The organism is uncultured Modestobacter sp. (assembly GCF_947486615.1).
In the GTDB taxonomy this organism is placed as follows: Bacteria; Actinomycetota; Actinomycetes; order Mycobacteriales; family Geodermatophilaceae; genus Modestobacter.
Genome location: NZ_CANKUD010000012.1, coordinates 136314 through 160009, shown reverse-complemented (window position 1 = coordinate 160009; position 23696 = coordinate 136314). Strand labels below are relative to the sequence as shown.

Here is a 23696-nt window from a genome sequence, read left to right as displayed (position 1 = left end):
TCTTGGAGTTATCCCAGAGCTGAGGGCAGGTTGCCCACGTGTTACTCACCCGTTCGCCGCTAGGGCACCACCCCGAAAGGTGGGCCTCGCTCGACTTGCATGTGTTAAGCACGCCGCCAGCGTTCGTCCTGAGCCAGGATCAAACTCTCCGTAGATGATTTGATCACAGGCTGAGACCAAGAGTTGGCACTCTCGTTCAATCAACCAAAGGAACCCAAACACCACGATCAAAGACCGCAGTGTCCAGGGATTTGTTACTTGGCACTGACTTTCGGCACGCTGTTGAGTTCTCAAGGAGCGGACGCGCACGAACCCCGACCAATTTCTTGGCCGTTGTCTCGTGGCGGTGATTTCCACTTTACACCAAGTTCCGCAGCAGTCGAACCTCGGGGGTTCATCCGGCGGTTTCCCAGGTCTTGCGACCCGGTCCGTTCTCGCTTGGTGCATGGAGAACGATACACGCCCTCAGAGGGGTCCTGCAGGGGGGGTCCCCGGGGGGTCTGCGAACGTCCCCCCGGCCCTGTTGACCAGCGAGAAGGCCGGTCAGGCCACCCCGCGGGGCCGGTACTGCACGCTCACCCGCGGACCGACGGGCTTCGTCGTCTTGGGGATGCAGTGCTCCCACGTCCGCTGGCACGAGCCGCCCATGACGACGAGGTCGCCGTGCCCGAGGGTGAACCGGAGGCTCTCCCCGCCACCGACGGGTCGCAGCATCAACGGGCGCGGCGAGCCGAGGGACACGATGGCCACCATCGTGTCCTCGGTGCGGCTCCGGCCCACCCGGTCGCCGTGCCAGGCCACACTGTCCCGACCGTCGCGGTACAGACACATGCCGGCGGTGACGAAGGGCTCGCCGAGCTCGGGCCCGTAGTGGCCGTTGAGCGCGCTGCGGGCATCGGTCAGCGCGGTGTGCGGCAGGACCTCGTCGCCGCCGTACCAGCGGAGGAGCCGTGGGACCGCCACCTCACGGTCGTACATCTGTCGCCGGTCAGCGCGCCAGCCGATGTCACCGAGCAACACGTCGAGCACGGCGTCGGAGCCCTCGACCCAGCCGGGCAGGTGGTCGACCCAGGCCCCTCGGGACAACTGGTGGCGGACGACGCGCCCCGGCAGGGGGGTGAGTGCGGCTTCCTCGGCGACGTCCCACATCGACGGCTGGTGCGCGAGCGACATGCACCGAGACTACTCCCGGTTTCGCACAGGTGTTCGAAACCCTGTGGACAACTGCAGCCTGGCCGACCTCGAGTGTGGGCACGGGCCGCGCGCTGGAGAGGAGACGGGCCGGCCGCCCCCTCGAGACCTCAGGCGCTGCCGACCTCAGGCGCTGAGCGCGAGGGCGAACGGCAGCACCGAACCCGCCCCGGCGAGGCGGAGCTCCCGCCCGGCGACGGTCATGGTCCAGCGGGAGTCGGCGAGGTCGTCGACCAGCAGCACCGGTGCGTCCCCGAGCTCGGCGAGCCGGTCGCGCAGCTCCGAGCCGACGACGATCCGCTGCCACACCCCGGCGAGGCGGAAGGCGCTGTTGCCCCCCGGCCCGCCGGTCGGGCCACCGTGCGCCAGCTCGAGGGTGCCCAGGTACGGCAACCGCCCGACCCGGGCCAGCCCCTGGGCCACGCCGGTGACCAGCGCCGGCCGGCGGCGGGACGGCATGGCGACCACAGCCCCTGGGCGCTGGGCCCAGTCCCAGGCGCCGAGCACCCGGGCGCAGGCCTTCAGCAGCTCCTCGTCCGGCGGGGCGTCGTCCGGCAGGCCAGGGCGGATCACCCGATGGCTGACCTCCAGCGCGGCGTCCGGGTCCTCCTCCAGCGGCGGGGCCTCGAGATCATCGGCCAGGGTGGCGACCCCGCCGACGCCGTCGTCCCCCAGCAGGGTGCGGAGCCGCTGACCCCAGCCGAGGTCGGTGAGCCGGGCCACGGCCCGGCCCGTGGCGATCTGCTCCCCCGGCGCGATCTTGCCCTTCACCTCGACACCGAGCCGGTCCGCGCCGGTGGGCCACTGGGCCCGGGGCGGGAGCTCCACGCCAGGCCGGTCGAGCCGCGCGGAGGCCGCCTCGGAGGCGGCAGCCGGGACGTCGGTGGCGTACCAGGGGCCGGCGCAGACGTCGCAGCGGCCGCAGGGTGCAGCGGTCGGGTCGTCCAGGGCCTCCTGCAGGAAGGCCATCCTGCACTCGGCGGTGCCGACCGGCTTGGCGTAGTCGAGCATCGAGCGCTGCTCGGCCTCCCGGGTGGCGGTGACCCGGGCGTACCGCTCGGCGTCGTACACCCAGGGCACGCCGGTGGACCGCCATCCGCCCTGCACTCGTTCCACCGCCCCGTCGACGGCGAGCACCTTCAGCAGCAGCTCCAGCCGCGACCGTCGGACGTCGGCGACGGTCTCCAGCCGGGCCACCGACCAGGCCCTGCCGTCGGCCATGGCGGTGAGCACTGCGGCCGCGTGGTCCTCCCGCGGCATGGACGAGGTGGCGAACCACTGCCAGATCGCGATGTCCTCCGGGCCGGGGAGGAGGAGCACGTCGGCGTGCTCGACGGCGCGGCCGGCGCGGCCGACCTGCTGGTAGTAGCTGACCGGGGACGACGGCGCCCCCAGGTGCACCACGAACCCGAGGTCGGGCTTGTCGAAGCCCATGCCCAGCGCGGAGGTGGCGACCAGCGCCTTCACCCGGTTCTCCCGGAGCGCCTCCTCGGCGTCCTTGCGATCGGCGTCGTCCAGGCGGCCGGTGTAAGCGCGCACCTCGTGGCCGGCGTCGCGCAGCAGCGCCGCCGTCTCCTCGGCCGCGGCGACGGTGAGCGTGTAGACGATGCCGCTGCCCGGCAGGTCGTCCAGGTGCGCGGCCAGCCAGGCCAGCCGCGCGCGGTCGGTGTCCAGCCGCAGGACGCCCAGCCGCAGCGAGTCGCGCGCCAGGGGCCCGCGCACCGTGGTGACGTCGACCCCGCCGGCGCCCAGCTGCTCGGCGACGTCGGCGACCACCCGCTCGTTGGCCGTGGCAGTGGTGGCCAGGACCGGGGTGCCGGGCGGCAGCTGGCCGAGCAGGTCACGGATGCGCCGGTAGTCGGGGCGGAAGTCGTGACCCCAGTCGGAGACGCAGTGCGCCTCGTCGACCACCAGCAGACCGCACCGCTCGACCAGGCCGGGCAGCTGCTCGTCGCGGAAGCGGGGGTTGGTCAGCCGCTCCGGGGAGACCAGCAGGACGTCCACGTCGTCGGCGGCCAGCCGGGCGTTGACGTCGTCCCACTCGGTGACGTTGCTGCTGGAGATCTCCACGGCCTTGATGCCGGCCCGCGCGGCCGCGGCCACCTGGTCGCGCATGAGCGCGAGCAGCGGGCTCACCAGCAGGGTCGGCCCGGCACCGCGGCGGCGCAGCAGTGCGGTGGAGACGAAGTAGACGGCCGACTTGCCCCAGCCGGTGCGCTGCACGACCAGCGCCCGCTGGTGCCGTTCGACCAGCGCGGTGACCGCGGCGTCCTGGCCCTCGCGGAAGACGGCGTCGGCGCGGCCGGTGAGCTCGCGCAGGACGCCGAGGGCCTCGTCGGCCAGGTCGGTCTCGACGGCGGTGCTCATGCCCCGACCCCCACCGTTGCGTGGCCGCCGGCCCGCCCAGCCGTGTGCGCCCTGCCGTCGCCTGCGGTGTTCATGCCCCGACCGTAGGCGGCGGCACCGACATCTCCGGACCTGGGCGTGCGGTGCCTGTGGACGACCGGTTGGATGGACCCCGATGCTGCCGCCCGACAACCACGTGCACTCGGAGTTCTCGTGGGACACGGGGCCCCGGGCCTCGCTGCTGCGCGCCTGCGAGCGGGCGGTGGAGATCGGGCTGCCGGCCATCGCGTTCACCGAGCACCTGGACTTCACCGTCTGGGACGCCGCCGACCGCGCGACCGCCCGCGGGCTCACCGACCGCCACCCGGCCAACCAGCTGCCGATCGACGTCGACCTGTACGCCGAGACGATCTGGGAGGCGCGTCAGCGCTTCCCGTCGTTGCGGGTCTGGTCCGGCGTCGAGGCCGGCGAGCCGCACCTGTTCGGGGCCAGCGTGGACGCCCACCTGAGCGCCGCACCGGTCGACCGGGTCCTGGGCTCGCTGCACTCCCTGCCGGTGGACGGGCGGCTGATGGGGGTCAACCGGCTGCTGCACGCGCCGGGCGTGGACGTGATCGAGACGATGCGCCGCTACCTGACCGAGATGGTCGCGATGATCGAGACCAGTGACGTCTTCCAGGTGCTGGCGCACTGCGACTACCCGCGGCGCTACTGGCCCGGCGGGCGCGAGCAGTACCCGGAGGCGCTGTTCCAGGAGGAGTACCGCGCGGTGTTCCGGGCGCTGGCCGCCAGTGGGCGGGCACTCGAGGTCAACACGACCAGCCCGCTGTGGTCGGTGGAGCTGCTCCGCTGGTACCGCGAGGAGGGCGGCGACGCGGTGAGCTTCGGCAGCGACGGGCACCAGCCGCACCTGGTCGGGCAGCGGTTCGACCTGGCGGTCGACGTCGTCGAGCAGGCCGGCTTCCGCCCGGGCCGCGACCGCTTCGACTTCTGGCGTCGGTGAGCCCGTTCCGGACTGATCGAGACCGGTTGGTGTCGATCGCGTCGGACGCTGCTGATGACAGGGGCATGACCGCTCCGGCAGCTCCTCAGGACGTCACCGACGCCGTCCCCTTCGGCCCGCTCACCTTCGTCCAGGAGATGGCCCGCGCCGGCCATGCCACCATCGCCCAGCTGTACGACGAGGCCCTGGCGGCCATCGCGGCGCTGGCCGAGAGCTGGGACCAGCCCGCCGCCGAGGCGCAGGTGCTGCGGATGAACGACCGGCCGGCCGTGCAGGTCCGACCGGTGGGATCCGCAGCCGCCTGAACCCCGGGTGCCCTGATCCGGCGAAGTCGCACCAGGTACTTCACCGCTAAGGCAACTTGCGGCTAGGGTCGCGCAATGGCCCTCCCGCGTCGCGTCGTCATCGCGCTGGGCGGGAACGCCATGACCGGTCCCGACGGGTCCGCCACGCCCGGCGCCCAGCGGGACGCCATCGCCGGTGCCGCCCGGCACGTGGCCGCCGTCGTCGACACCGGCGCGGAGGTCGTGCTCACCCACGGCAACGGCCCGCAGGTGGGCAACCTGCTGGTCAAGAACGAGCTGGCCGCGCACGAGGTGCCGCCGGTCCCGCTGGACTGGAACGTCGCCCAGACCCAGGCGACCATCGGCTTCACCCTCGCCGACGAGCTGGACGCCGCCCTGGCCGCCCTCGGCTCGGCGAAGCGCACCGCGGCCCTGGTCACCCGCACGCTCGTCGACCCGGCCGACCCGGGGTTCCGCACGCCGACCAAGCCGGTCGGCCGGCACCTGCCGCGGGAACGGGCCCAGCACTTCATCGACCTCGGCCAGGTCTGGGAGGACCGCGGCGAGCGCGGCTGGCGCCGGGTGGTCGCCTCCCCCGAACCGCTGTCGGTGGTCGACGTCCCGGCGATCTCCGCGCTGAGCGCGGCCGGCTTCGTCGTCGTCTGCGCCGGTGGCGGCGGCGTCCCCGTGGTCGACGACGGGCGGGACGGCGCTGCGCTGCGCGGCGTGGAGGCCGTCATCGACAAGGACCTCACCGCGGCGCTGCTTGCCCGCGAGCTGGACGCCGGCACGCTGGTGATCGCCACCGACGTCCCGCACGTGATGGTCGACTTCGGCAGCCCACGGGCCCGGCCGCTGGGCCGGGTCACCGCCGCGGAGCTGCACGCGCACGCGACGGCCGGCCAGTTCGCCCGCGGCAGCATGGGCCCCAAGGTCGACGCCGCGCTCCGGTTCGTCCAGCAGGGCGGCGACCGCGCCGTCATCACCTCGCTGGAACACATCGCCGACGCCGTCGCCGGTGACGACGTCGGAACCGTCCTCACCGCATAGGAGAAGCCGTGCCCGCACCGATCGAGGTCCGCAAGGTCCCCCTGCACAACGTCAGCGACGCCTCCGAGCTGGCCAAGCTCATCGACGACGGCGTCATGGAGGCCGACCGGGTCGTCGCCGTCATCGGCAAGACCGAGGGCAACGGCGGGGTCAACGACTACACCCGGATCATCGCCGACCGCGCCTTCCGCGAGGTGCTGCTGGAGAAGGGCACCCGCACCAAGGAGGAGGTCGGCGAGGTCCCGATCGTGTGGTCCGGCGGCACGGACGGCGTGATCAGCCCGCACGCCACGATCTTCGCCACGCTGCCCGAGGACGCCGTGGAGAAGACCGACGAGCCGCGGCTGACCGTGGGCTTCGCGATGAGCGAGGTGCTGCTGCCCGAGGACATCGGTCGGCTCACCATGGTCGAGAAGGTCGCCGCGGGCGTGCGCCGGGCGATGGCCGAGGCGGGCATCACCGACCCGGCCGACGTCCACTACGTGCAGACCAAGACGCCGCTGCTGACGATCGAGACGATCCGCGAGGCGAAGTCGCGCGGGCAGGAGACCTACTACGACGAGCCGCACGGCTCGATGGACCTCTCCAACGGCACGACGGCGCTGGGCATCGCGCTGGCCCTCGGCGAGATCGAGATGCCGGAGCAGAAGCAGGTCATGCGCGACTTCGACCTGTTCAGCGCGGTCGCCTCCTGCTCCTCGGGCGTGGAGCTGGACCGGGCGCAGATCGTGGTCGTCGGCAACGCCCGCGGGCACGGCGGCAACTACCGGATCGGCCACTCGGTGATGAACGACGCGCTCGACTCCGACGGCATCTGGGACGCCATCAGGGACGCCGGCCTCGACCTGCCGGAGCGGCCGCACACCTCCGACCTGGGCGACCGGCTGGTCAACGTCTTCCTCAAGTGCGAGGCCGACCCGACCGGCTACGTGCGCGGCCGGCGCAACGCGATGCTCGACGACTCCGACGTCTTCTGGCACCGGCAGATCAAGGCGACCGTCGGCGGTGTCGCCGCGTCGGTGACCGGCGACCCGGCCGTCTTCGTGTCGGTGGCCGCGGTGCACCAGGGCCCGTCCGGCGGCGGCCCCGTCGCCGCGATCGTCACGGCCTGAGGTACCGCGGACGGCGCCGGTCGGGGACACCCCGGCCGGCGCCGCTGTCGTGTCAGGGCGACGTCAGGCGATGCAGCTGGTGTCCTCGGCGGTGCGGTCGCTGGCGGCATAGGTGTTGCCCGGCGTCTCCGCGACCGGCGCGCTGACCGCGGCGCCGACGCCGTCGAAGTCCGAACCCAGCACCAGCTGCACCGTGCCGGCGGCGAGGGTGTCGTCGACGGCGACCGCCGCACCGGGCACCTGGGCGGCGACCGCCGCGGCCAGCGCCTCGTCCCCGGTCGCGTGGCTGATCGTGGTGACGTCGGTGGCGTCGGCGTTGCCGCCGCTGCTGGCCAGGAAGCCCTCACCGGCCAGGGCGTCGGCCGCGGTCGCCGCCGCGCCGGTGACCCCGGAGCCGTTGAGCACGCTGACCGTGACGTCGGCGGGGTCGGCCGTCTCCACCGGCGCCGCGGACGGCGCCGGCTCCGGATCGGCGCTCAGCGAGGCGAAGAACGCCTTCATGGCCGCCGGGTCGACCGGCTTCAGCACCTTTCCGGCGTCCTCGGTGCCGTCCTGCAGCCCGGGGATGGTCTGGAAGGTGATGTCGGCGGGCTGCACCGACTGCATCTGCGCCGCCAGGTCGAACAGGCTCAGCCCCTCGTCGACGGTGACGCTGGTGCCGACCTGCTCGATCACCTGGCGCTGCTTGGCCGGGTTGAGCAGCAGGTCCTCGGAGAGCACGTTGCGGATCAGCCCGGCGAGGAAGACCTGCTGGCGCACCTGCCGGTCGAGCTCGCTGTTCAGGCCGTACCGCTGGCGGACGAAGGCGAGCGCGTCGGCACCGCTGATGGTCTGCACGCCGGCCGCGAAGTCCGCCCCGGACGCGGGGTCGGTGGTGGCCTCGCACAGGTTCACCTCGACGCCGCCGACGATGCTGCTGATGTTGATGAACCCGAGCAGGTTGATCTCGGCGTAGTGGTCGATCTGGACGCCGGTCGCGCCGCTGATGGTCTGGATGAGCAGCCGCGCGCCGGCCGCCTCCTTCTCCGCTTCGCTGCCCTCGGCGGCGGCGTACCCGCGCCCGAAGGCGGAGTTCAGCTTGGACTCGCCGTACCCGGGGATGGAGACGTACAGGTCGCGCGGGATGGAGACGAATGCGGCGGCCGAGCCGTCGGCCGGCACGTGCGCCAGGATCATCGTGTCGGTGTTCAGCAGCCCGTCGGGGTCGCCGGTGCTGTACTCCTGGACCTGCTCGGGGGTCAGCCCGGCGCGTGAGTCGCGCCCGACCAGCAGCAGGTTCATCGCCTCGCCGGCGTGGTCGCCACCCTGGGCGTCGGAGTTGCCGTCGACGGGGATCGCGTCCGTGCGGCCGACTGCCGCCTCGGCCACCCGCCCGAGGTACCACCCCCACCCGCTGCCGGCCAGCACGAGCACGGAGAGGACGGCGGCCACGACTCGCACCACCACGGCGAGGCGCCGGGGGGCGCCGGCGGACGCGGCGTGCGGACCACGGGGGCGCCCGGCCCGCGGGTCCAGCCGTGGGGGCAGGCTCGGTGCGGGCTCATCCCGTGACATGGCTCGCCTCCGACGCCTCGCGTGACCTGATCGTCATCCCCACGGAGCGTCGCACACCCGGCTGTGCGATCGGCCGGGGCGCGCCACCCCTGGTCAGGGCAGGATCGTGTCCACGTAGCCGCCGTCGACCCGCAGCGCACCGCCCGTGGTGGCCGACGCCAGCGGCGAGGCGAGGTAGACGCACATGTTCGCGATCTCCTCGGGCTCGATCAGCCGCTGCAGCAGCGACTGGGGCCGGTGCGCGCGCATGAACTCGCGCTGGGCGTCGTCCCAGGGCAGGTCGTCGCCGACCAGCGACCGCACGAACTCCTCGACGCCACCGGTGTGCGTCGGGCCGGCGATCACCGAGTTGACCGTGACGCCGGAGCCTGCGGCCTCCTTGGCGAAGCCACGCGAGACCGCGAGCAGCGCCGTCTTCGACATCCCGTAGTGGATCATCTCGGCCGGGATGGTGACGGCCGAGTCGCTGGCGATGTACTGGATGCGCCCCCACCCGCGGTCGCGCATGCCGGGCAGGTACGCGCGGGTCAGCCGGACACCGGTGAGCACGTTGACCTCGAAGTAGCGGCGCCACTCGTCGTCGGTGATCTCCAGCGCGGGCCGGGCGCCGAAGACCCCGAGGTTGTTGACCAGCACGTCGACGTCCGGCACCGCCTCGAGCAGCGCCGCCGTCCCGTCCTCGGTGGTCACGTCACCGGCGACGGTGGTGACCTCACCGGTGATGCCGGCGGCGGCCGCCGTCAGCTTCGCGGCGTCGCGCCCGGTAAGGACGACGGAGGCCCCGGCCGCCGCCAGCCCGGACGCGATCGCCAGGCCGATGCCCTGCGACGAGCCGGTGACGAGGGCCTTCTTGCCGGTGAGGTCGATGCGCACGACCACTGCCAAGGCGGCGCCGGGGTGGGGTGTTCCCCGTTACGCGACCGTCGTCTCCAGGGTGACCGGGACGTTGCCGCGGGTGGCGTTGGAGTAGGGGCAGACCTGGTGCGCGGCCTCGACCAGCTGGTCCGCGGTGGCCTGGTCGACGCCACCGAGCTCGACGTGCAGCGCGACCTCGAGGCCGAAGCCGCCGGCGTCGTTCGGGCCGATGCCGACCTCGGCGGTCACCCCGGCGTCGCTGATCGGGGCCTGCTGCTTGCGGGCGATCATCTTCAGCGCGGACAGGAAGCAGGCGGCGTACCCGGCGGCGAAGAGCTGCTCGGGGTTGGTCGCCCCACCCTCGCCGCCCATCTCCTTCGGCGTGGCCAGGTCGAGGTCGACCAGCCCGTCGGAGGAGCGGGTGTGGCCGTTGCGGCCGTCCCCGGTGGCGGTGGCGACGGCGGTGTAGACGCTGGGCATGAGTGGTCCTCCAGATGATCGGGTGCGACTCGTCGACTACCCCCGCTCGCGCCGACCACGCGCCGACCTGCGTCACGCCCGCCGGCCCGGCCGGACGGCGTCCTGGTCAGGCCGCCCGGCCACCCAGCTCCGCCTTGACGTCGGCGGCGTACCGGTCGACGTACTCGGCACCGGAGAGCCGCTGCAGCTCGGCCATCACGCGGTCGGTGACGCTACGCAGGACGGCGCGGTCCTCGGCCGATGCCGACTGGTCGGCGAAGTCCATGGGCGGGCCGAACCGCACCACCACCCGCCCGGGCTTGGGCAGCCGGGCGCCGGCCGGGTAGAGCGCGTGGCTGCCGATCACGGCGACCGGCACGACGGTTACGCCGGTGGCCAGCGCGAGCCGCGCCACGCCCGTCTTGCCGCGGTGCAGCCGGCCGTCCGGGGATCGGGTGCCCTCCGGGTAGATGCCGAGCAGCCCGCCGTCGGCGAGCACCTCCCGGCCGCGCCGCAGCGCCGCCTCCGCGGCCGTGGCACCGCCGCGGTCCAGCGGCACCATGCCGATGCCCTCCAGCAGCAGGCGCATGACGTGCCCCAGCGGCCCGGGGCGGGTGAAGTACTCGCTCTTGGCCAGGTAGGTCACCCGCCGGCGGGTGAGCAGCGGCGGGAAGAACTGGTCGAGCGTGGAGGGGTGGTTGCCGGCGAGGATGACCGGGCCGTCGGCCGGCAGGTGCTCGATCCCCTCGACCCGGGGCCGGAAGAGCCCCAGCACCAGCGGCCGGGCCAGCGCGCGGACGACCGGGTAGGCGTCCACGGTCAGCGCTCGTCCGGCGCCCTGCCGGCGTGGTCGACCAGCTCACCGGCGCTCTCCGGCGTGCCGTGCATCCGGGCGCAGGACGCGCAGCAGAAGAAGACCCCGTCGGCCTCGACGCCGTGCCCGACCACCTTCACCCCGCAGTGCTCGCAGACCGGGGCCAGTGAGTGGATGGCGCACTCGAAGCTGTCGAAGGTGTGCACCGCCCCGGCGGCGTGCACCTCGAAGCTGAGCCGGTAGTCGTTCCCGCAGACCTCGCAGCTGGCCATGGGGTTCCTCTCGCTCGTCGGGTGACCGGCGCTGGTCACGTGCGAGGCGGGCTACCCGACGACGCCGCCGGGTAACAGTCGCCGCTCACGCCGAGGCGCGGTAGAGCAGGAAGGCCACGTCGTCGTCGGGGGCGTCGGCCAGCAGCTGGTCGGTGAGCAGCCCGGCGAGGGCCGGGGTCGCCAGGTGGCGGCCGCTGACCAGGGCCTCGACCGCGCGGGTCGTGCCCTCGTCGATCGCCTCGTCCCGGCGCTCGACCAGGCCGTCGGTGTACAGCAGCAGCGTCGAGCCGGGCGGCAGGCTCACCTGCGCCTCCGGGCGGTCGCCCTCCAGGACGGCCAGCGGCAGCCCGCCCGCACCCTCCAGCAGGTCCGACCGGCCGAGCTCGTCCACCAGCACCGCCGGCGGGTGGCCGGCGCTGCTGTAGCGCAGCGTGAGGGCCGCCGGGTCGATGACGGCACAGAACACCGTGCTGCAGGTCGCCCCGGGCACCAGCGCGGCGAACCGGTCGAGCGCGGACAGCACGTGCGCCGGCGAGCGGCTCTCCAGCAGCAGTGCCCGGCCGGCGCTGCGCAGCTGGCCCATCACCGCCGCCGCGTCCAGGCCGCGGCCCACCACGTCGCCGACGACGACGCCGTAGCGCCCGCCGGGCAGGTCGACGACGTCGTACCAGTCCCCGCCGACCTCCAGCGTGCCGGCGGCCGGCTGGTAGTGGACGGCGAACCCCTCGGGCAGGGCGGTGGGGCCGAGCACGGCGCGCTGCAGGGTGACCGCCACCTCGGTGAAGAACTGCGCGCGGGCCCGGGCCAGCTCGGCCAACTCCGCCGTGCGCCGGCGTTCCAGCTCCACCGCGCGGGCGTCGGCCACCGCGGCGGCGACCTGACCGGCGGCGAGGTCGAGGAAGGTGCGGTACTCGGCGTCCAGCCGCAGGTGCGGGCTGACTCCGATGACCACGGCCCCGACCGGCTCGGCCGCCCCGGCAAGCGACAGCGGGAGCACCACGGCGGTGTCCACCTGGGCCTCCCCCACCGGGCTGGCGCCGGCCCGGGCGAGCCCGGGCAGTGACCCGGCCAACCCGGAGACCTCACGCGCGGTGCCGTCCCTCACGACGGCGCGCACCGCAGCGTGCAGCGGGCTCCCGGCCACGGCATCGTCCTCGGCGACACCCGAGCTGGCGACGCGCACCAGCCCGTCACCCTCACCCACGAGGTAGGCGATGGCGACCGGGGCGTCCTGGCGGGCGGCCGCCAGCACCTCCAGCGCCGCGGCGCAGGCCGCCACGGAGCTGCCGTGCACCGAACGGGGCAGGCTGCCCAGCCGCTGCAGGACCGTCATCCGCCGGGCGGCGAGCACGCGGGAGGTCGTCTCCACCACGGTGTTCAGCAGACCGGCGACACGGCCGTCGGCCTCGCAGACCGGTGAGTAGGAGAAGGTGAAGTAGCACTCCTCCGGAAAGCCGTACCGGGTCATCACGAGCAGGAGATCCTCGAAGTACGTGGACCCGCCGGCGAAGACGACGTCGATCGGCTCGCGGATCTGCTCCCAGACGTCGGGCCACACCCCGGGCACGCGCCGGCCCAGCGCATCCGGGTGCCGCGGGCCCAGCAGGGCGGAGTAGCGGTCGTTGTAGACCATGACCAGCTCCGGGCCCCACATGAGGAGCATCCCGAAGGGCGAGTTCAGCACGGTGCTGACCGTGCTGCGCAGTGTCGGTGACCAGTCCTCGACCGGGCCGAGCGACGTCACCGACCAGTCGTGGTCGAGCACCATCTGCTGCAGCTCGGTGCGCGCCGCACCCGGCAGCAGCTCGGCCAACTGGTCGTTCAGTGCGGCACCTCCACCCTGGACGCGGAGGAGACACCCGCGCTCACCACGGGAGATGGTCGCACGTCACGACGTCCGGCCGGTCGGGCCAGCGGTCAGCCCCCGGCGGGTACGGGCCGTGCTGCCTGGACGTAGCCGACCTCGATCCCGGCGTCCGGCCGGGCGCCCAGCCGGACGGCGGCGACCGCGGCACAGAGCAGGGCGGCGGCCGCCCAGGTCTCGATCAGCTCCTCGGCGTGCGAGACCAGGACGTACAGCGCCCCGTCGCCGACCTGGTCGAGCACCAGACCGCCCACCGACTCCAGGCCGACGGCGGCGGCCAGCAGGGAGGCCACCCCCAGCAGCAGCCAGCGGCTGGACCGGGGCGGCAGCCGGCGGGCCGCCACGACGGCGACGGCCGCCAGCCCGGCGGCGAGCACCAGCCCGGGCAGCACCCAGGCGAAGTGCAGCCCGCCCTCCCCGGCGCCCAGCGACCGGCCGAGCGGCTCGAGCTGCTCGTGCACGGCGAGCAGGTCGTCCATGGAGAGCAGGGCCAAGGCCGTCGCGGTGAGCGCCCAGGGCCAGGCCGGCCGCCCTCCCCGGTGCGCCAGAGCACCGGCACCGGCGTGCAGGACGGCGCCGGCACTCAGCACGGAGACGTTGAACCAGGTGTGCAGGCTGCCCTCGGCGCGCACGTCGAGCAGCTGCACCAGCGGGGACGACGGGTCGCGGAGCACGTCCCACGGGGTGATCCGCAGCAGCACCAGGCTGACCGAAGCGAGCAGGGCGCCGACCGCTGCCAGAGCCAGGAAGACCACCCCCGCCCGGCGGTCGGTCGCCGTCCGGACACCTGCCGTCCACCTGGTGTTCCCCACCCGGGCACGCTAGCCCACCGGTTGGCCTTCCCAAGGATCAGGCGGCGCGAGACTCCTCGGCCAGCGCGGCGAGGGCCTGCTCGAAGCAGGCCTGCGGGGGCTGGACCAGCCCGGCACCGACCTGGCCGGTGCCGGCGACCCGCCCGGCCATGCCGGTGTTGATCTGCGGCAGCCAGCCGGTGCGGGCGACCTGCAGGACGTCGATCCCGGTCGGGGAGCCGCGGAAGCCCATGATCGGGATCTGCATCGCCGGGTTCTCGGCCAGGGTGAGCTGGTACATCCGCTCGGTGGTGGCCAGCGCGTCGGGCACGGTGCCGCCGACGAACCGGACGATTGCGGGGGCCGCGGCCATGGAGAACCCGCCGACGCCGTAGGTCTCCATGATCGCGGAGTCGCCGATGTCGGGGTTGGCGTCGTCCGGGCCGTAGTCGCCGAGGAAGAGCCCGACCGGGGTGTTGGCCGGGGCGGTGAACCAGCGGTCGCCGGTGCCGGCGGTCTGCACGCCGAACTCGGTGCCGTTGCGGGACATGACGGTGACCATCGTCGAGCCGGCGACGTCGCGGGCGGCGTCCATCGCGAGCTTGGCGGTGGGCATGCCGAGGTTGAGGTAGAAGTGCTCGTTGCCGCCGATGAAGCGCAGCACCTCGGCGACGTCCCGCGCCGGCGCGTCGACCGCGACGATCGACGGCGAGAGCTCGCGCAGCGCCATCAGCGAGCCGGCGCGGTTGCGGTTGTGCCCCTCGTCGCCCATCTGCAGCATCTGGGCCAGGATCGCCTTGACGTCCAGCGGCTCCGGGCGGCTGCGGACCGCCTGCTGCAGCACCGGGCCGAGCACGTCGCGCATCCACCGCAGCCGGGTGAGCACCTCGTCGCTGAAGGCGCCCATCCGCAGCACCTTGCCCAGGCCCTCATTGAGGTTGCACCAGGCCTGGCCGCCGCCCGCCGGGTCCGCCAGGCACCACATCCACATCGACGGGCTGGTCACCCCGGCCATCGGCCCGACGGTGCGGTGGTGGTGGCAGGGGTCGAGGGCTATCTCCCCGGCGGCGAGCACCCGCTCGGCATCCTCGACGGACGACGCCCAGCCCTCGAACAGGCAGGCGCCGATCAGAGCCCCGCGCATCGGGCCGCTGGCGGTCTCCCAGGTGAGCGGCGGGCCGGAGTGCAGCAGCATCCGGTCGGGCAGGTCGAGCACCTCCCGGGCCGGGCGGACGTCGACCAGCACCGAGCCCGCGGCGAGCACCCGCTCGACGGCGACCCGGTTGGCCGCGGCCCGGCGCGGGTCGAGCGCCAGCTGGGTGAGGTCGTCGGCGCTGCCGAAGCCCGGCGGGCGCCAGTCGACGTCGGTGACGCCCGCGCCCTGCTGGCGGAGCGCGGCGGAGAACACCTCCACGCCGGCGGCGACGATGGTCGGCGGGGCGGACAGCAGTCCACCGAGCGGCTCGGTCATGCCTGGTCTCCCATCAGCGCGAGGGCGTGTCGGACGGCGGCGGCGTTGGAGGCGAAGACCGCGGCGCCGGCCTCGGCGAGCGCGTCGGCCTGCCGCGACCAGCCCTGCGGGTCGGCCTCGGTGCCGACCAGCGCGACGACGGCGGGCAGCCCGGCGGCCTGCAGCGCGGGCACCAGGCTCGCCGCCGGGTCGGGGTCGGCGCCGTGCCCGAGGACGACGTCGAGCAGCAGGACGGCGGGCTCACCGCTCTCCGCCAGCCCGGCGATCGCCTCCAGGCGCAGGGTCGGGTCGATCATCGGGTGGGCGCGGCCGACGGTGAGCGCGTCGTCACCGAAGTCGATGACCACGTGCCCACGCGCACCCAGGTCGGTGCCGAGGTCGAGCTCGGGGCGCAGCGGGGTGTTGGACCGGACGTCGCCCAGCACCGGGGCGGCGATCAGCATCGCCTCGTCGGCGAGGGTGCCGCCGGAGTAGAAGCCCTTGAGCACCGCACCGGCCGGCACCGCGTCCGCCGTCCCCGGGCGGGACGGCCACTGCGGGACGGCGACGCCCAGGTCGGCCAGCAGTGCCTCGACTGCAGCGGTGAGATCGGGCTGCTCGGCACTGAGCGCGGCGGAGCGGACCGGGACGTCCAGGGCCTGCGCGACCTCGGCGACCCGCGCCGCGACCGAGGGGGCCGGGGGCTTGGACACCAGCAGCACGTGCTCGGTGGCCGGGTCGGCGTTCAGGGCGGCCAGCGCGTCGAGGGTGGCCAGCCCGCCGACGGCCTCGGACAGGTCGCGGCCGCCGACGCCGAGTACGTGCGAGACGCCCACGCCGGCCGCGTCGAGCAGGCAGCTGACCTGCTGGGCGCCGGTGCCGCTCGCCGCGACGAGGCCGACCGGCCCGCGGCGGACGACGTTGGCGAAGCCCAGGGCGAGGCCGGAGACGATCGCCGTCCCGCAGTCGGGGCCCATGACCAGGACGCCGGCGTCGTTCGCGGCGCGCTTGAGCGCCACCTCGTGCTCGACCGGCACCCCGTCGCTGAAGACCAGCACCGAGCGGCCGGCGGCGATGGCGTCGGCGGCCTCGGCGACGGCGTACTGCCCGGGGACGCTGACGATCGCCAGCGCCGGGTCGGCGGCGCCGTCCAGGCCGGCGCCGATGGTGCGGGCCGGGATGGTCTGCGCCTCGCCACGCTCGGCACGGGCGGCCAGCGCGGCGTCGACGGCGGCGACCGCGGCGGCCAGCTCGGCGTCGTCCGTGGCGGTGAGCGCGATGAGCAGCTGGTCGGGCGTGGCGTCGCCGTCCGGGGCCAGGCCCATGCCGGCGGCGAGCTCGAGGTTGAGCGGCGTGGCCATCGCGACGACGACGGCATGCACGCCGGGCCGGTCGCCGATCTCGCGGCTGACCTGCATCAACCGGACCGAGTCGGCGTAGACGCCACTGCGCAGGGAGACGTGCCGGACGCCCGGGGAGTCGCTCACCCTCGCGGACGCTACCGGAGGAAGTCTCTCAGCGGTGAGGGACTTCGACGCCTCGAACCGCGTCACGAAGATTTAGCACTGAGGTACTTCCCGAGCGCCGGGAGCGGTGACAGAGTCGAGCCTTCCCGCCGCCGGCGGCCGATGCTCGGAGGTGACCCGCACCCGGTGAAGCCCGCTCCGTTCAGCTACGCCGATCCCGGCTCGGTCGAGGAGGCGCTCGACGTCCTGACCGCCGAGGGCGAGGGCGCGAAGGTGCTCGCCGGCGGGCAGTCGCTGATCCCGCTGCTGTCGATGCGGCTGGCCGCGCCGACCACGCTGGTCGACATCAACCGGGTGCCCGGTCTGGACGGGATCACCGCCGGCCCTGACGGCGTCCGGGTCGGCGCGCTGGTGCGGCACGCGCGGCTGCTGGCCTCGGCCGAGGCGGCCGGCGTCCAGCCACTGCTGCGCCGGGCGACGGCGAACGTCGCACACCCGGCGATCCGCAACCGCGGGACGACGGTCGGCTCGATCGCGCACGCCGACCCGTCGGGCGAGATGACCGCGGTGCTGGCGCTGACCGGCGGCTCGGTCACGGTCGCGACGCCCGGCGGGCGCGAGACGGTCGGCTGGGGCGACTTCTTCCTCGGGCCGCTGGAGACCTCGGTGCACGGGCCGGCCGTCGTGCTGGACGCCTTCTTCCCGGCACTGCCGGAGCGGTCGGGCACCGCGTTCGCCGAGATCGCCCGGCGCAAGGGCGACTACGCGGTCTGCGGCGCGGGCGTCGTCGTCACCCTCGACGCCGACCGGCGGGTGGAGTCGGCACGGGCGGCCTACCTCTCGGTCGGGCTGGTGCCCGAGGTGCACGACCTGACCGACGCGGTGGGCGGCCAGCCGGTCGACACCGCCGACTGGGCGGGGGCCGGCGAGCTGGCCCGCGGCCTGGTCGACCCGGACGGCGACCTGCACGCCAGCGCGGACTACCGGCGGCTGCTGGTCGCCACCCTCACCGCCCGCACGCTGGCCGACGCCGGCGCCGAGGCGCTCGCCCGGATGGAGGCGGCATGACCGACACGGAACGGGCGATCTCCGTCGTCGTCAACGGTGTTCCACGTGAAGCGACCGTGCCGGTGCGCTGGCTGCTGTCGGACGCGCTGCGGCACGGGTTGGGGCTGACCGGCACGCACGTGGGCTGCGAGCACGGCGTCTGCGGCTCGTGCACCGTGCTGGTCGACGGCCAGCCGACCCGCTCCTGCCTGGTGCTCGCCGTGCAGATGGACGGGCACGAGATCACCACGGTCGAGGGGCTGTCGCGGTCGGACAACCGGGGCGGGCAGGTGCTGCACCCGATCCAGGAGGCGTTCCGGGAGTGCCACGCGCTGCAGTGCGGGTTCTGCACGCCGGGCTTCCTGACCACGATCGCCGCGGGGCTCGACGCCCGTGACCCGTCGGTGGAGATCACCGACGAGGAGGTCGACGAGCTGGTCGGCGGCAACCTGTGCCGCTGCACCGGCTACGCCAACATCAAGAAGGCCTGCCGGCACGCGGCGGCGAGGATGCGCGACGCTGCCGCAACCGACGTGGAGGCCGCCCGGTGACCACGAAGTTCTTCGGTGAGCCGGTGCGCCGGCGGGAGGACGCGCGGCTGATCATCGGCCAGGGGCGCTATCTCGACGACATCGGTTCGGACGCCTACGCGGCGGCGTTCGTCCGCAGCCCGTACGCGCACGCCCGCATCCTGGACATCGACGTCAGCGCGGCGATGGACGTCGAGGGCCTGCTGGCGATCTACACCTACGAGGACCTCACCGGCCCGATGGCCGAGCCGCTGCCGGTGCTCATCCCGCACCCGCAGCTCACCGCCCCGCGCACCGGGTACCCGCTGGTGCGCGACGTCGCCCAGCACGTGGGTGAGCCGATCGTGATGGTGGTGGCCACCGACCGGTACGTCGCCGAGGACGCCGCCGGGCTGATCGAGGTCAGCTACGAGGAGCTGCCGGTGGTGGTCGGCGTCGACGCGGCCGAGGCCGCCGAGCACACCGTGCACGACGACGTCCCGGACAACATCGCCGCCCGGCACCACCAGGAGACCGGGGACGTCGAGGCGGCGCTGGCCGCGTCGGCGCACACGTTGGCCTTCACCCAGTACTTCGAGCGCAGCGCGTCCATGCCGATGGAGGGCAAGGGCGTGCACGCCCGCTGGGACGACGCCGACTCCTCGCTGCGGGTCTACTCCTCCACTCAGGCCTCGACCTCGGTGCGCGCGGCGATCGCGGCCAAGCTCGGGCTGTCGCTGGAGAAGGTCGAGGTCATCGCCCCCGACGTCGGCGGCGGCTTCGGCGTGAAGATCGTGCACCCGTGGCCGGAGGAGCTGCTCGTGCCGATGGCCGCCCGGCTGCTCGGCCACGAGGTGAAGTGGACCGAGGACCGGCGCGAGCACTTCATCTCCAGCGCACACGAGCGTCAGCAGCGGCAGGAGATCACCGTCGGGTTCGACGACGACGGACGGATCACCGCCCTCGACGTCCTGGTCTGGCACGACAACGGCGCGTACACGCCCTACGGGATCATCGTGCCGATCAACACGGCCACCCAGCTGCTCGGCCCCTACGACATCCCGGTCTACCGGGCGGTCGTGAACAGCGTCTACACGAACACTGTCGTCGTCACGCCGTACCGCGGGGCCGGGCGGCCGCAGGGCTGCTTCGCGATGGAACGCACGATGGACCGGATCGCCCAGGAACGCGGCATCGACCGGGCGCTGGTGCGCGAGCGGAACCTGATCCAGCCCGACCAGTTCCCCTACGACTGGGGCCTGACGTTCCAGGACGGCCGGCCGCTGGTCTACGACTCCGGCGACTACCCGGCGATGATCGCCAAGCTGAAGGCGCTGGTCTCCTGGGACACCTTCGCCGAGCGGCGGGCCGCGGCCGAGGCGCGCGGGAAGCTGCTGGGCATCGGCATGGCGCCCTACGTCGAGGGCACCGGGCCGGGGCCGTACGAGGGCGCGCACGTGCAGGTGCTGGGCAGCGGCAAGGTGCTGGTCTCCACGGGGCTGACGTCACAGGGCCAGGGGCACGAGACGGTGTTCGCCCAGCTGGCGGCCGCGGAGCTCGGCGTCCCGCTGGAGGACGTCGAGGTGACCACCGGCGACACCCGGCGGTTCGGCTACGCGGTCGGCACGTTCGCCTCGCGCGCCGCGGTGGTCAGCGGGAACGCCGTGGCCCTGGCGGCTCGCGGGGTGCGCGAGAAGGCGCTGCGGATCGCCGCCGAGGTGCTGGAGGCCGACCCGGCCGACCTGGAGATCGACGAGGGCCTGGTCCAGGTCAAGGGGACGCCGGGGGCCTCGATCCCGCTGCGCACCGTCGCCGTGCTGTCGAACCCGCTGCGGTACGCCTTCGACGAGGCGGCGCGGCAGGCCACTCAGTTCTCCGGGCCGGGCGACGACTCGAAGCCGCCGGTGGCGGTCGGGGACGCGCCGGGGCTGGAGCACACCGACTACTACTCCCCGCTGCGCTCGACCTTCGCCTCCGGCGCGCACGCCGTGGTCGTGGAGATCGACCCGGCGACCTGGGAGATCGCGATCGAGCAGTACGCGGTGGTGCACGACTGCGGCACGATCATCAACCCGATGATCGTCGAGGGCCAGGTGCACGGCGGGGTGGCGCAGGGCGTGGGCGGGGCGCTGTACGAGCGGATGGCCTACGACCGCGACGGGCAGCTGACCAACGCCTCGTTCATGGACTTCCTGATGCCGTACGCCTCCGAGGTGCCCGACATCGACATCGACCACCAGTCGACGCCGTCCCCGCTGAACGAGCTGGGCATCAAGGGCGCCGGCGAGGCCGGCGTCATCCCCGGGTCCGCGGCGATCGCCTCGGCCATCGAGGACGCGGTGGGACGGCGGATCGCGGCGATGCCGATCTCCCCCACCGAGCTGTACGACCTGGTGCGCTCGGACGCCGAGCGTGTGATCAACAACCCGAGTGGAGCGATGGCGTGAACCTGGACGGCAGTGCGGTGCTCTCGGCGGCCCCGGAGCAGGTGTGGGCGGTCATCACCGACCCGGCCGTGCTGGCGCGGACGATCCCGGGCTGCGAGTCGCTGCAGCAGGTCGGCGAGGACAGCTACACGATGGTCGTCTCCGCCGGGGTCGGCGCGATCCGCGGGAAGTACGCGGGCGAGGTGCGGCTTTCGGACCTCTCGTTCCCGAAGTCGTACGTGATGCACGCGTCCGGCTCGGGCGGGCCGGGGTCCGTGCGGGCGACGGTGCAGATCAACCTCGCGCCGTCGGATGACGGAACGGAGCTGACCTACTCGGCGGACGCCGTGGTCGGTGGTGCGGTCGCCGGGGTCGGGCAACGGATGATCACCGGCGTCGCGAAGAAGATGGCCGGGCAGTTCTTCTCCGCGGTGGACAAGGAGCTGTCCGAGCCCAACGTCGTGGCCGAGGTGGTGGCCCTCCCGGTCGCCCAGGACGGTTCCGCGGAACCGTCCGCTGCGGCGCTCGGCGCGCCGACGACCTTCGCGAAGGCCCCGGCCGCGCCGGATGCCTGGGTGTCGGCCGAGGCGAGGCCCCTGCTGGTCGGTGCCGCCGGCGGCGGCCTGCTCACCCTGCTGGGCGTCTGGATCGGCTACCTCCTCGGTCGCCGCACCTGAGGCGATCGACGCCGCACGTCACCGCACCGAGCGCGGCGGGCTGATCGATCCACCACCCCGGCAAGCAACCACATCGGGCACTGGCTGAACGCTGCCAGATCCACCGGCGGCACCAGAGGGGCGAACCTCGATCAGGCTCGCGAGACGTGCAGCAGCCCATCCCGGTGGCTGACGAGGAACCGGTGCTCGGTCGACGTCCAGGCGTTGCCCATGGTCGGGGCATCGGCGGCCCACCGGCACGCCTGGTCCAGCACGCCTTCGGCGAGCTGCTGCGCGATGGAGGTGCACTGCTCCGCTGGTATAGCCGTCCAGCGCATGAGCAGCCCCGCAGCAGCAGGTGAAACGCGACCGGTGGAGTACCCGGCGCGGGCATCGCCGAGCCACAGCACGTCGAAGACCGCCGACACCCCTGGCCGAGGCGGGAGGTCTGGTGGGCCCAGGCTGAGCGAGTCGATGACCGCGCCCGCCCGCCGCAGCGCCTTCTCGATCCGGTCCCTGCCCAACGGGTAGGCCCAACCACGAGGCAGACGGGCCTTGCGGTACTCCCGCCAAGGCGGATCGGGCGTCACGTCCGCCTCGGCGCTCGGCCGGGCAACGGCCAGTAGAACTCCCAACCGGCCTCCCCCCGCACGATCCGGTCGTTGGCCTCCGCGTTGTCCGCGGCGACGTTCTGCGCCACGTGCTCGACCGCCCAGTCCCAGCTCTCCCGGGCATCCGGATCGTCGTCGAAGCTCGACCCGTGCCCGAGGAGCCGGACCATGTGCGCCTGACCGTCAGCGTCCGGCGCATCGTCCGGCGGTTCGATGCGCGCTCGGCTTGCCAGGTCCGCTGCAGTGGTCGCCGGGCACCCAACAGCGACCAACGCTGAGGCCAGCGCTGAGCGCCACATCTCCACCGCCACGGCGCGGACGGTAGCGGCGCGGCAACCGGACCGCCGCGCAGCGACCCGGTCAGGGGGGCGGGGTCGGGCGGGCGGGCGCTCGACGGCCAACGCCTGGCGACCACGCGGTCGAGGGCACGGGCGCGCGCGGTAGCCGGGCGGGGCCCTGGCGATCGGGACCGACCGCTGGTCAGGGGTCGAGGGCGTAGGCCATGCGCTCGACGGCGGCGCGGAGGCGGTCAGGGGCGTTGGCGGCGTAGCCGAGGACGAGGCCGGGGTCGCCGGGGGTCAGGCGGTGCCAGGACAGCGGGTGCGCGACCACCCCCGCGTCGCGGATGGAACTGGCCAGCTCGACGTCGTCGGCGTCCGAGCCGGGGAACGTGATGAGCACGTGCAGCCCGGCCGCCACGCCGGCGAACCGGGCGTGGGGCAGGTGCTGGGCCAGCGCGGTCACCAGCGCGTCCCGCCGGGCCCGCTGCCGCCCGCGCACCAGCCGCAGGTGCCGGTCGTACTCACCTGACCGCAGCAGCTCCGCCAGTACCAGCTGCGGTAGCGCCGGGCTGCCCAGGTCGCTCGCGTGCTTCGCCGCCACCAGGTCGGCGTCCAGGGACGACGGCGCGACCAGCCAGCCCAGCCGCATCCCGGGTGCCAGCGTCTTCGAGGTGCTGCCGGTGTGTGCGACGTGCTCCGGCGCCGACGGCTGCAGCGCCGGCACCGGCGCCCGGTCGTACCGGTGCTCGGCGTCGTAGTCGTCCTCGATCACCAGCCCGCCGCCGTCCCGGGCCCAGCCCAGCAGCTCCCGCCGCCGCCCGGGCGACAGCACCACCCCGGTCGGGAACTGGTGCGCCGGAGTCACCATCACCGCCGGCACGGCCGGCATCGCAGCGACGACCAGGCCGTCGGCGTCGACCGGGACACCGACCGGCCGGAGCCCCCAGTGGGCGAACTCCTCCCGCGCTCCCCGCGACCCCGGGTCCTCCACGCCGATCCTGTCGGCGCCACGCGTGCGCAGGGTCTGGGCCAGCAGCGCCAGCGCCTGGGCCACCCCGGACACCACCAGGAGCTGCTCCGGTGCGACCCGCAGCCCCCGGCTCCGGCCGAGCCACCCGGCCAGCTCGCCCCGCAGCCGAGCGCTCCCCCGCGGGTCGCCGTAGCCCAGGTCCGCCGCCGACGCGTCCCGCAGCACCGCCCGCTCCGCCCGTAGCCAGGCCGCTCGCGGGAACGCCGCCAGGTCGGGCACCCCCGGCGACAGGTCGATCTCGCCCTCCGCCGCCGGTCGGTTCGTCGGCAGGGGCAGGCGCACGGGGCCGGCGGGGGTGTCGACGGCGGGGCGGGCAGGCGCCGCGACCGACCGGGGCAGGACGACGGTGCCCGACCCGGTCCGGGCCGCGACCAGCGCCTCGTCCACCAGCCGTTGGTAGGCCTCGACCACCACCCCGCGGGCGATGCCCAGGTCACCGGCCAGGGCGCGGGTGGCCGGCAGCCGGTCGCCCGCCGCCAGCCGACCGTCCAGCACCGCCGCCCGCACCTCCGCGGTCAGCCAGTCGGTCAGCCCGCGCGCCGGCGCGGCCGCCGGGTCGAGCTGGAGGAAGTCGGCGCCGCGCATTGGTCCACTCCCGATGACGGTGATTGGCCCTCCACGGTGG

Annotated in this window: 22 protein-coding genes and 1 rRNA gene; 8 read left to right on the top strand and 15 right to left on the bottom strand. The window is 74.0% G+C overall.

Going from position 1 to position 23696, the window contains the following annotated elements; translation table 11 throughout:
* The 3 genes from Q1A09_RS19530 to Q1A09_RS19520 all read right to left on the bottom strand — a co-directional run.
* Positions 1-155: ribosomal RNA gene (locus tag Q1A09_RS19530) — 16S ribosomal RNA — on the bottom strand; the annotation flags it as partial.
* Positions 156-543: 388 nt separating this feature from the next.
* On the bottom strand, positions 544-1173 hold the full coding sequence (locus Q1A09_RS19525; RefSeq protein WP_299958900.1) for an alpha-ketoglutarate-dependent dioxygenase AlkB: 630 nt from the start codon (positions 1171-1173) through the stop codon (positions 544-546).
* 144 nt (positions 1174-1317) lie between these two features.
* Positions 1318-3558 carry an ATP-dependent DNA helicase RecQ gene (locus Q1A09_RS19520; protein ID WP_299958897.1) on the bottom strand — a complete coding sequence of 747 codons (2241 nt, stop codon included), beginning with the start codon at positions 3556-3558 and terminating at the stop codon, positions 1318-1320.
* Positions 3559-3712: 154 nt separating this feature from the next.
* Between Q1A09_RS19520 and Q1A09_RS19515 the strand changes: the two genes are divergently transcribed.
* The 4 genes from Q1A09_RS19515 to Q1A09_RS19500 all read left to right on the top strand — a co-directional run bounded on the left by Q1A09_RS19515 (position 3713) and on the right by Q1A09_RS19500 (position 6986).
* A complete protein-coding gene (locus Q1A09_RS19515; RefSeq protein WP_299958893.1) occupies positions 3713-4540 on the top strand; it encodes a PHP domain-containing protein in 828 nt (275 codons plus the stop codon).
* A gap of 65 nt (positions 4541-4605) precedes the next feature.
* Positions 4606-4845 (top strand): hypothetical protein, encoded by a 240-nt coding sequence (locus Q1A09_RS19510; RefSeq protein WP_299958890.1) that lies wholly within the window; start codon positions 4606-4608, stop codon positions 4843-4845.
* A 75-nt stretch (positions 4846-4920) separates the two neighbouring features.
* On the top strand, positions 4921-5874 hold the full coding sequence (locus Q1A09_RS19505) for a carbamate kinase (protein WP_299958887.1): 954 nt from the start codon (positions 4921-4923) through the stop codon (positions 5872-5874).
* 8 nt (positions 5875-5882) lie between these two features.
* A complete protein-coding gene (locus Q1A09_RS19500) occupies positions 5883-6986 on the top strand; it encodes a ring-opening amidohydrolase (RefSeq protein ID WP_299958884.1) in 1104 nt (367 codons plus the stop codon).
* Positions 6987-7049: 63 nt separating this feature from the next.
* On the opposite strand, the gene Q1A09_RS19495 is transcribed toward Q1A09_RS19500, so the two are convergent.
* From Q1A09_RS19495 to Q1A09_RS19455, 9 genes are all read right to left on the bottom strand, one after another.
* Entirely contained in the window at positions 7050-8417 is a 1368-nt protein-coding gene (locus Q1A09_RS19495; protein ID WP_299958881.1) for an LCP family protein, read from the bottom strand.
* A 216-nt stretch (positions 8418-8633) separates the two neighbouring features.
* Positions 8634-9413, bottom strand: coding sequence for an SDR family NAD(P)-dependent oxidoreductase (locus Q1A09_RS19490; protein ID WP_299958878.1), 780 nt, complete (start codon positions 9411-9413; stop codon positions 8634-8636).
* A 39-nt stretch (positions 9414-9452) separates the two neighbouring features.
* Complete coding sequence (locus Q1A09_RS19485; RefSeq protein ID WP_299958875.1) at positions 9453-9875, bottom strand: organic hydroperoxide resistance protein; 423 nt, start codon at positions 9873-9875, stop codon at positions 9453-9455.
* A 106-nt stretch (positions 9876-9981) separates the two neighbouring features.
* Positions 9982-10671: a 1-acyl-sn-glycerol-3-phosphate acyltransferase gene (locus Q1A09_RS19480; RefSeq protein ID WP_299958872.1), complete on the bottom strand. Its 690-nt coding sequence runs from the start codon at positions 10669-10671 to the stop codon at positions 9982-9984.
* Between the two features lie 2 nt (positions 10672-10673).
* On the bottom strand, positions 10674-10940 hold the full coding sequence (locus Q1A09_RS19475) for a hypothetical protein (protein ID WP_299958869.1): 267 nt from the start codon (positions 10938-10940) through the stop codon (positions 10674-10676).
* 85 nt (positions 10941-11025) lie between these two features.
* Positions 11026-12753 (bottom strand): SpoIIE family protein phosphatase, encoded by a 1728-nt coding sequence (locus Q1A09_RS19470; RefSeq protein WP_299958866.1) that lies wholly within the window; start codon positions 12751-12753, stop codon positions 11026-11028.
* Between the two features lie 104 nt (positions 12754-12857).
* Complete coding sequence (locus tag Q1A09_RS19465) at positions 12858-13616, bottom strand: hypothetical protein (protein WP_299958863.1); 759 nt, start codon at positions 13614-13616, stop codon at positions 12858-12860.
* Positions 13617-13653: 37 nt separating this feature from the next.
* Positions 13654-15066 (bottom strand): DUF1116 domain-containing protein, encoded by a 1413-nt coding sequence (locus Q1A09_RS19460; protein WP_299958860.1) that lies wholly within the window; start codon positions 15064-15066, stop codon positions 13654-13656.
* On the bottom strand, positions 15063-16532 hold the full coding sequence (locus Q1A09_RS19455; protein ID WP_299958857.1) for an FdrA family protein: 1470 nt from the start codon (positions 16530-16532) through the stop codon (positions 15063-15065). Before Q1A09_RS19455 ends, Q1A09_RS19460 begins: the two co-directional genes overlap by 4 nt.
* A gap of 165 nt (positions 16533-16697) precedes the next feature.
* Here Q1A09_RS19455 and Q1A09_RS19450 point away from each other — a divergent pair, with 165 nt between their 5' ends.
* From Q1A09_RS19450 to Q1A09_RS19435, 4 genes are read left to right on the top strand one after another with little or no spacing between them, the layout of a single operon-like run.
* Positions 16698-17579, top strand: coding sequence for a xanthine dehydrogenase family protein subunit M (locus Q1A09_RS19450; protein WP_299958854.1), 882 nt, complete (start codon positions 16698-16700; stop codon positions 17577-17579).
* Positions 17576-18109 (top strand): (2Fe-2S)-binding protein, encoded by a 534-nt coding sequence (locus Q1A09_RS19445; protein ID WP_299958851.1) that lies wholly within the window; start codon positions 17576-17578, stop codon positions 18107-18109. The genes Q1A09_RS19450 and Q1A09_RS19445 overlap by 4 nt, the downstream gene beginning before the upstream one ends.
* Positions 18106-20514: an aerobic carbon-monoxide dehydrogenase large subunit gene (cutA, locus tag Q1A09_RS19440; RefSeq protein ID WP_299958848.1), complete on the top strand. Its 2409-nt coding sequence runs from the start codon at positions 18106-18108 to the stop codon at positions 20512-20514. The genes Q1A09_RS19445 and cutA overlap by 4 nt, the downstream gene beginning before the upstream one ends.
* On the top strand, positions 20511-21170 hold the full coding sequence (locus Q1A09_RS19435) for a carbon monoxide dehydrogenase subunit G (RefSeq protein WP_299958845.1): 660 nt from the start codon (positions 20511-20513) through the stop codon (positions 21168-21170). The genes cutA and Q1A09_RS19435 overlap by 4 nt, the downstream gene beginning before the upstream one ends.
* A 131-nt stretch (positions 21171-21301) precedes the next feature.
* Here Q1A09_RS19435 and Q1A09_RS19430 read toward each other — a convergent pair whose 3' ends face one another.
* The 3 genes from Q1A09_RS19430 to Q1A09_RS19420 all read right to left on the bottom strand — a co-directional run bounded on the left by Q1A09_RS19430 (position 21302) and on the right by Q1A09_RS19420 (position 23656).
* Positions 21302-21673 (bottom strand): hypothetical protein, encoded by a 372-nt coding sequence (locus Q1A09_RS19430; RefSeq protein ID WP_299958842.1) that lies wholly within the window; start codon positions 21671-21673, stop codon positions 21302-21304.
* Between the two features lie 62 nt (positions 21674-21735).
* The gene (locus Q1A09_RS19425) at positions 21736-22071 is read right to left on the bottom strand and encodes a hypothetical protein (protein WP_299958839.1); all 336 of its coding nucleotides are present in this window, start codon (positions 22069-22071) and stop codon (positions 21736-21738) included.
* Between the two features lie 169 nt (positions 22072-22240).
* Positions 22241-23656, bottom strand: a complete 1416-nt coding sequence (locus Q1A09_RS19420; RefSeq protein WP_299958836.1) for a PLP-dependent aminotransferase family protein — start codon at positions 23654-23656, stop codon at positions 22241-22243.
* Between the last annotated feature and the right edge of the window lie 40 nt (positions 23657-23696).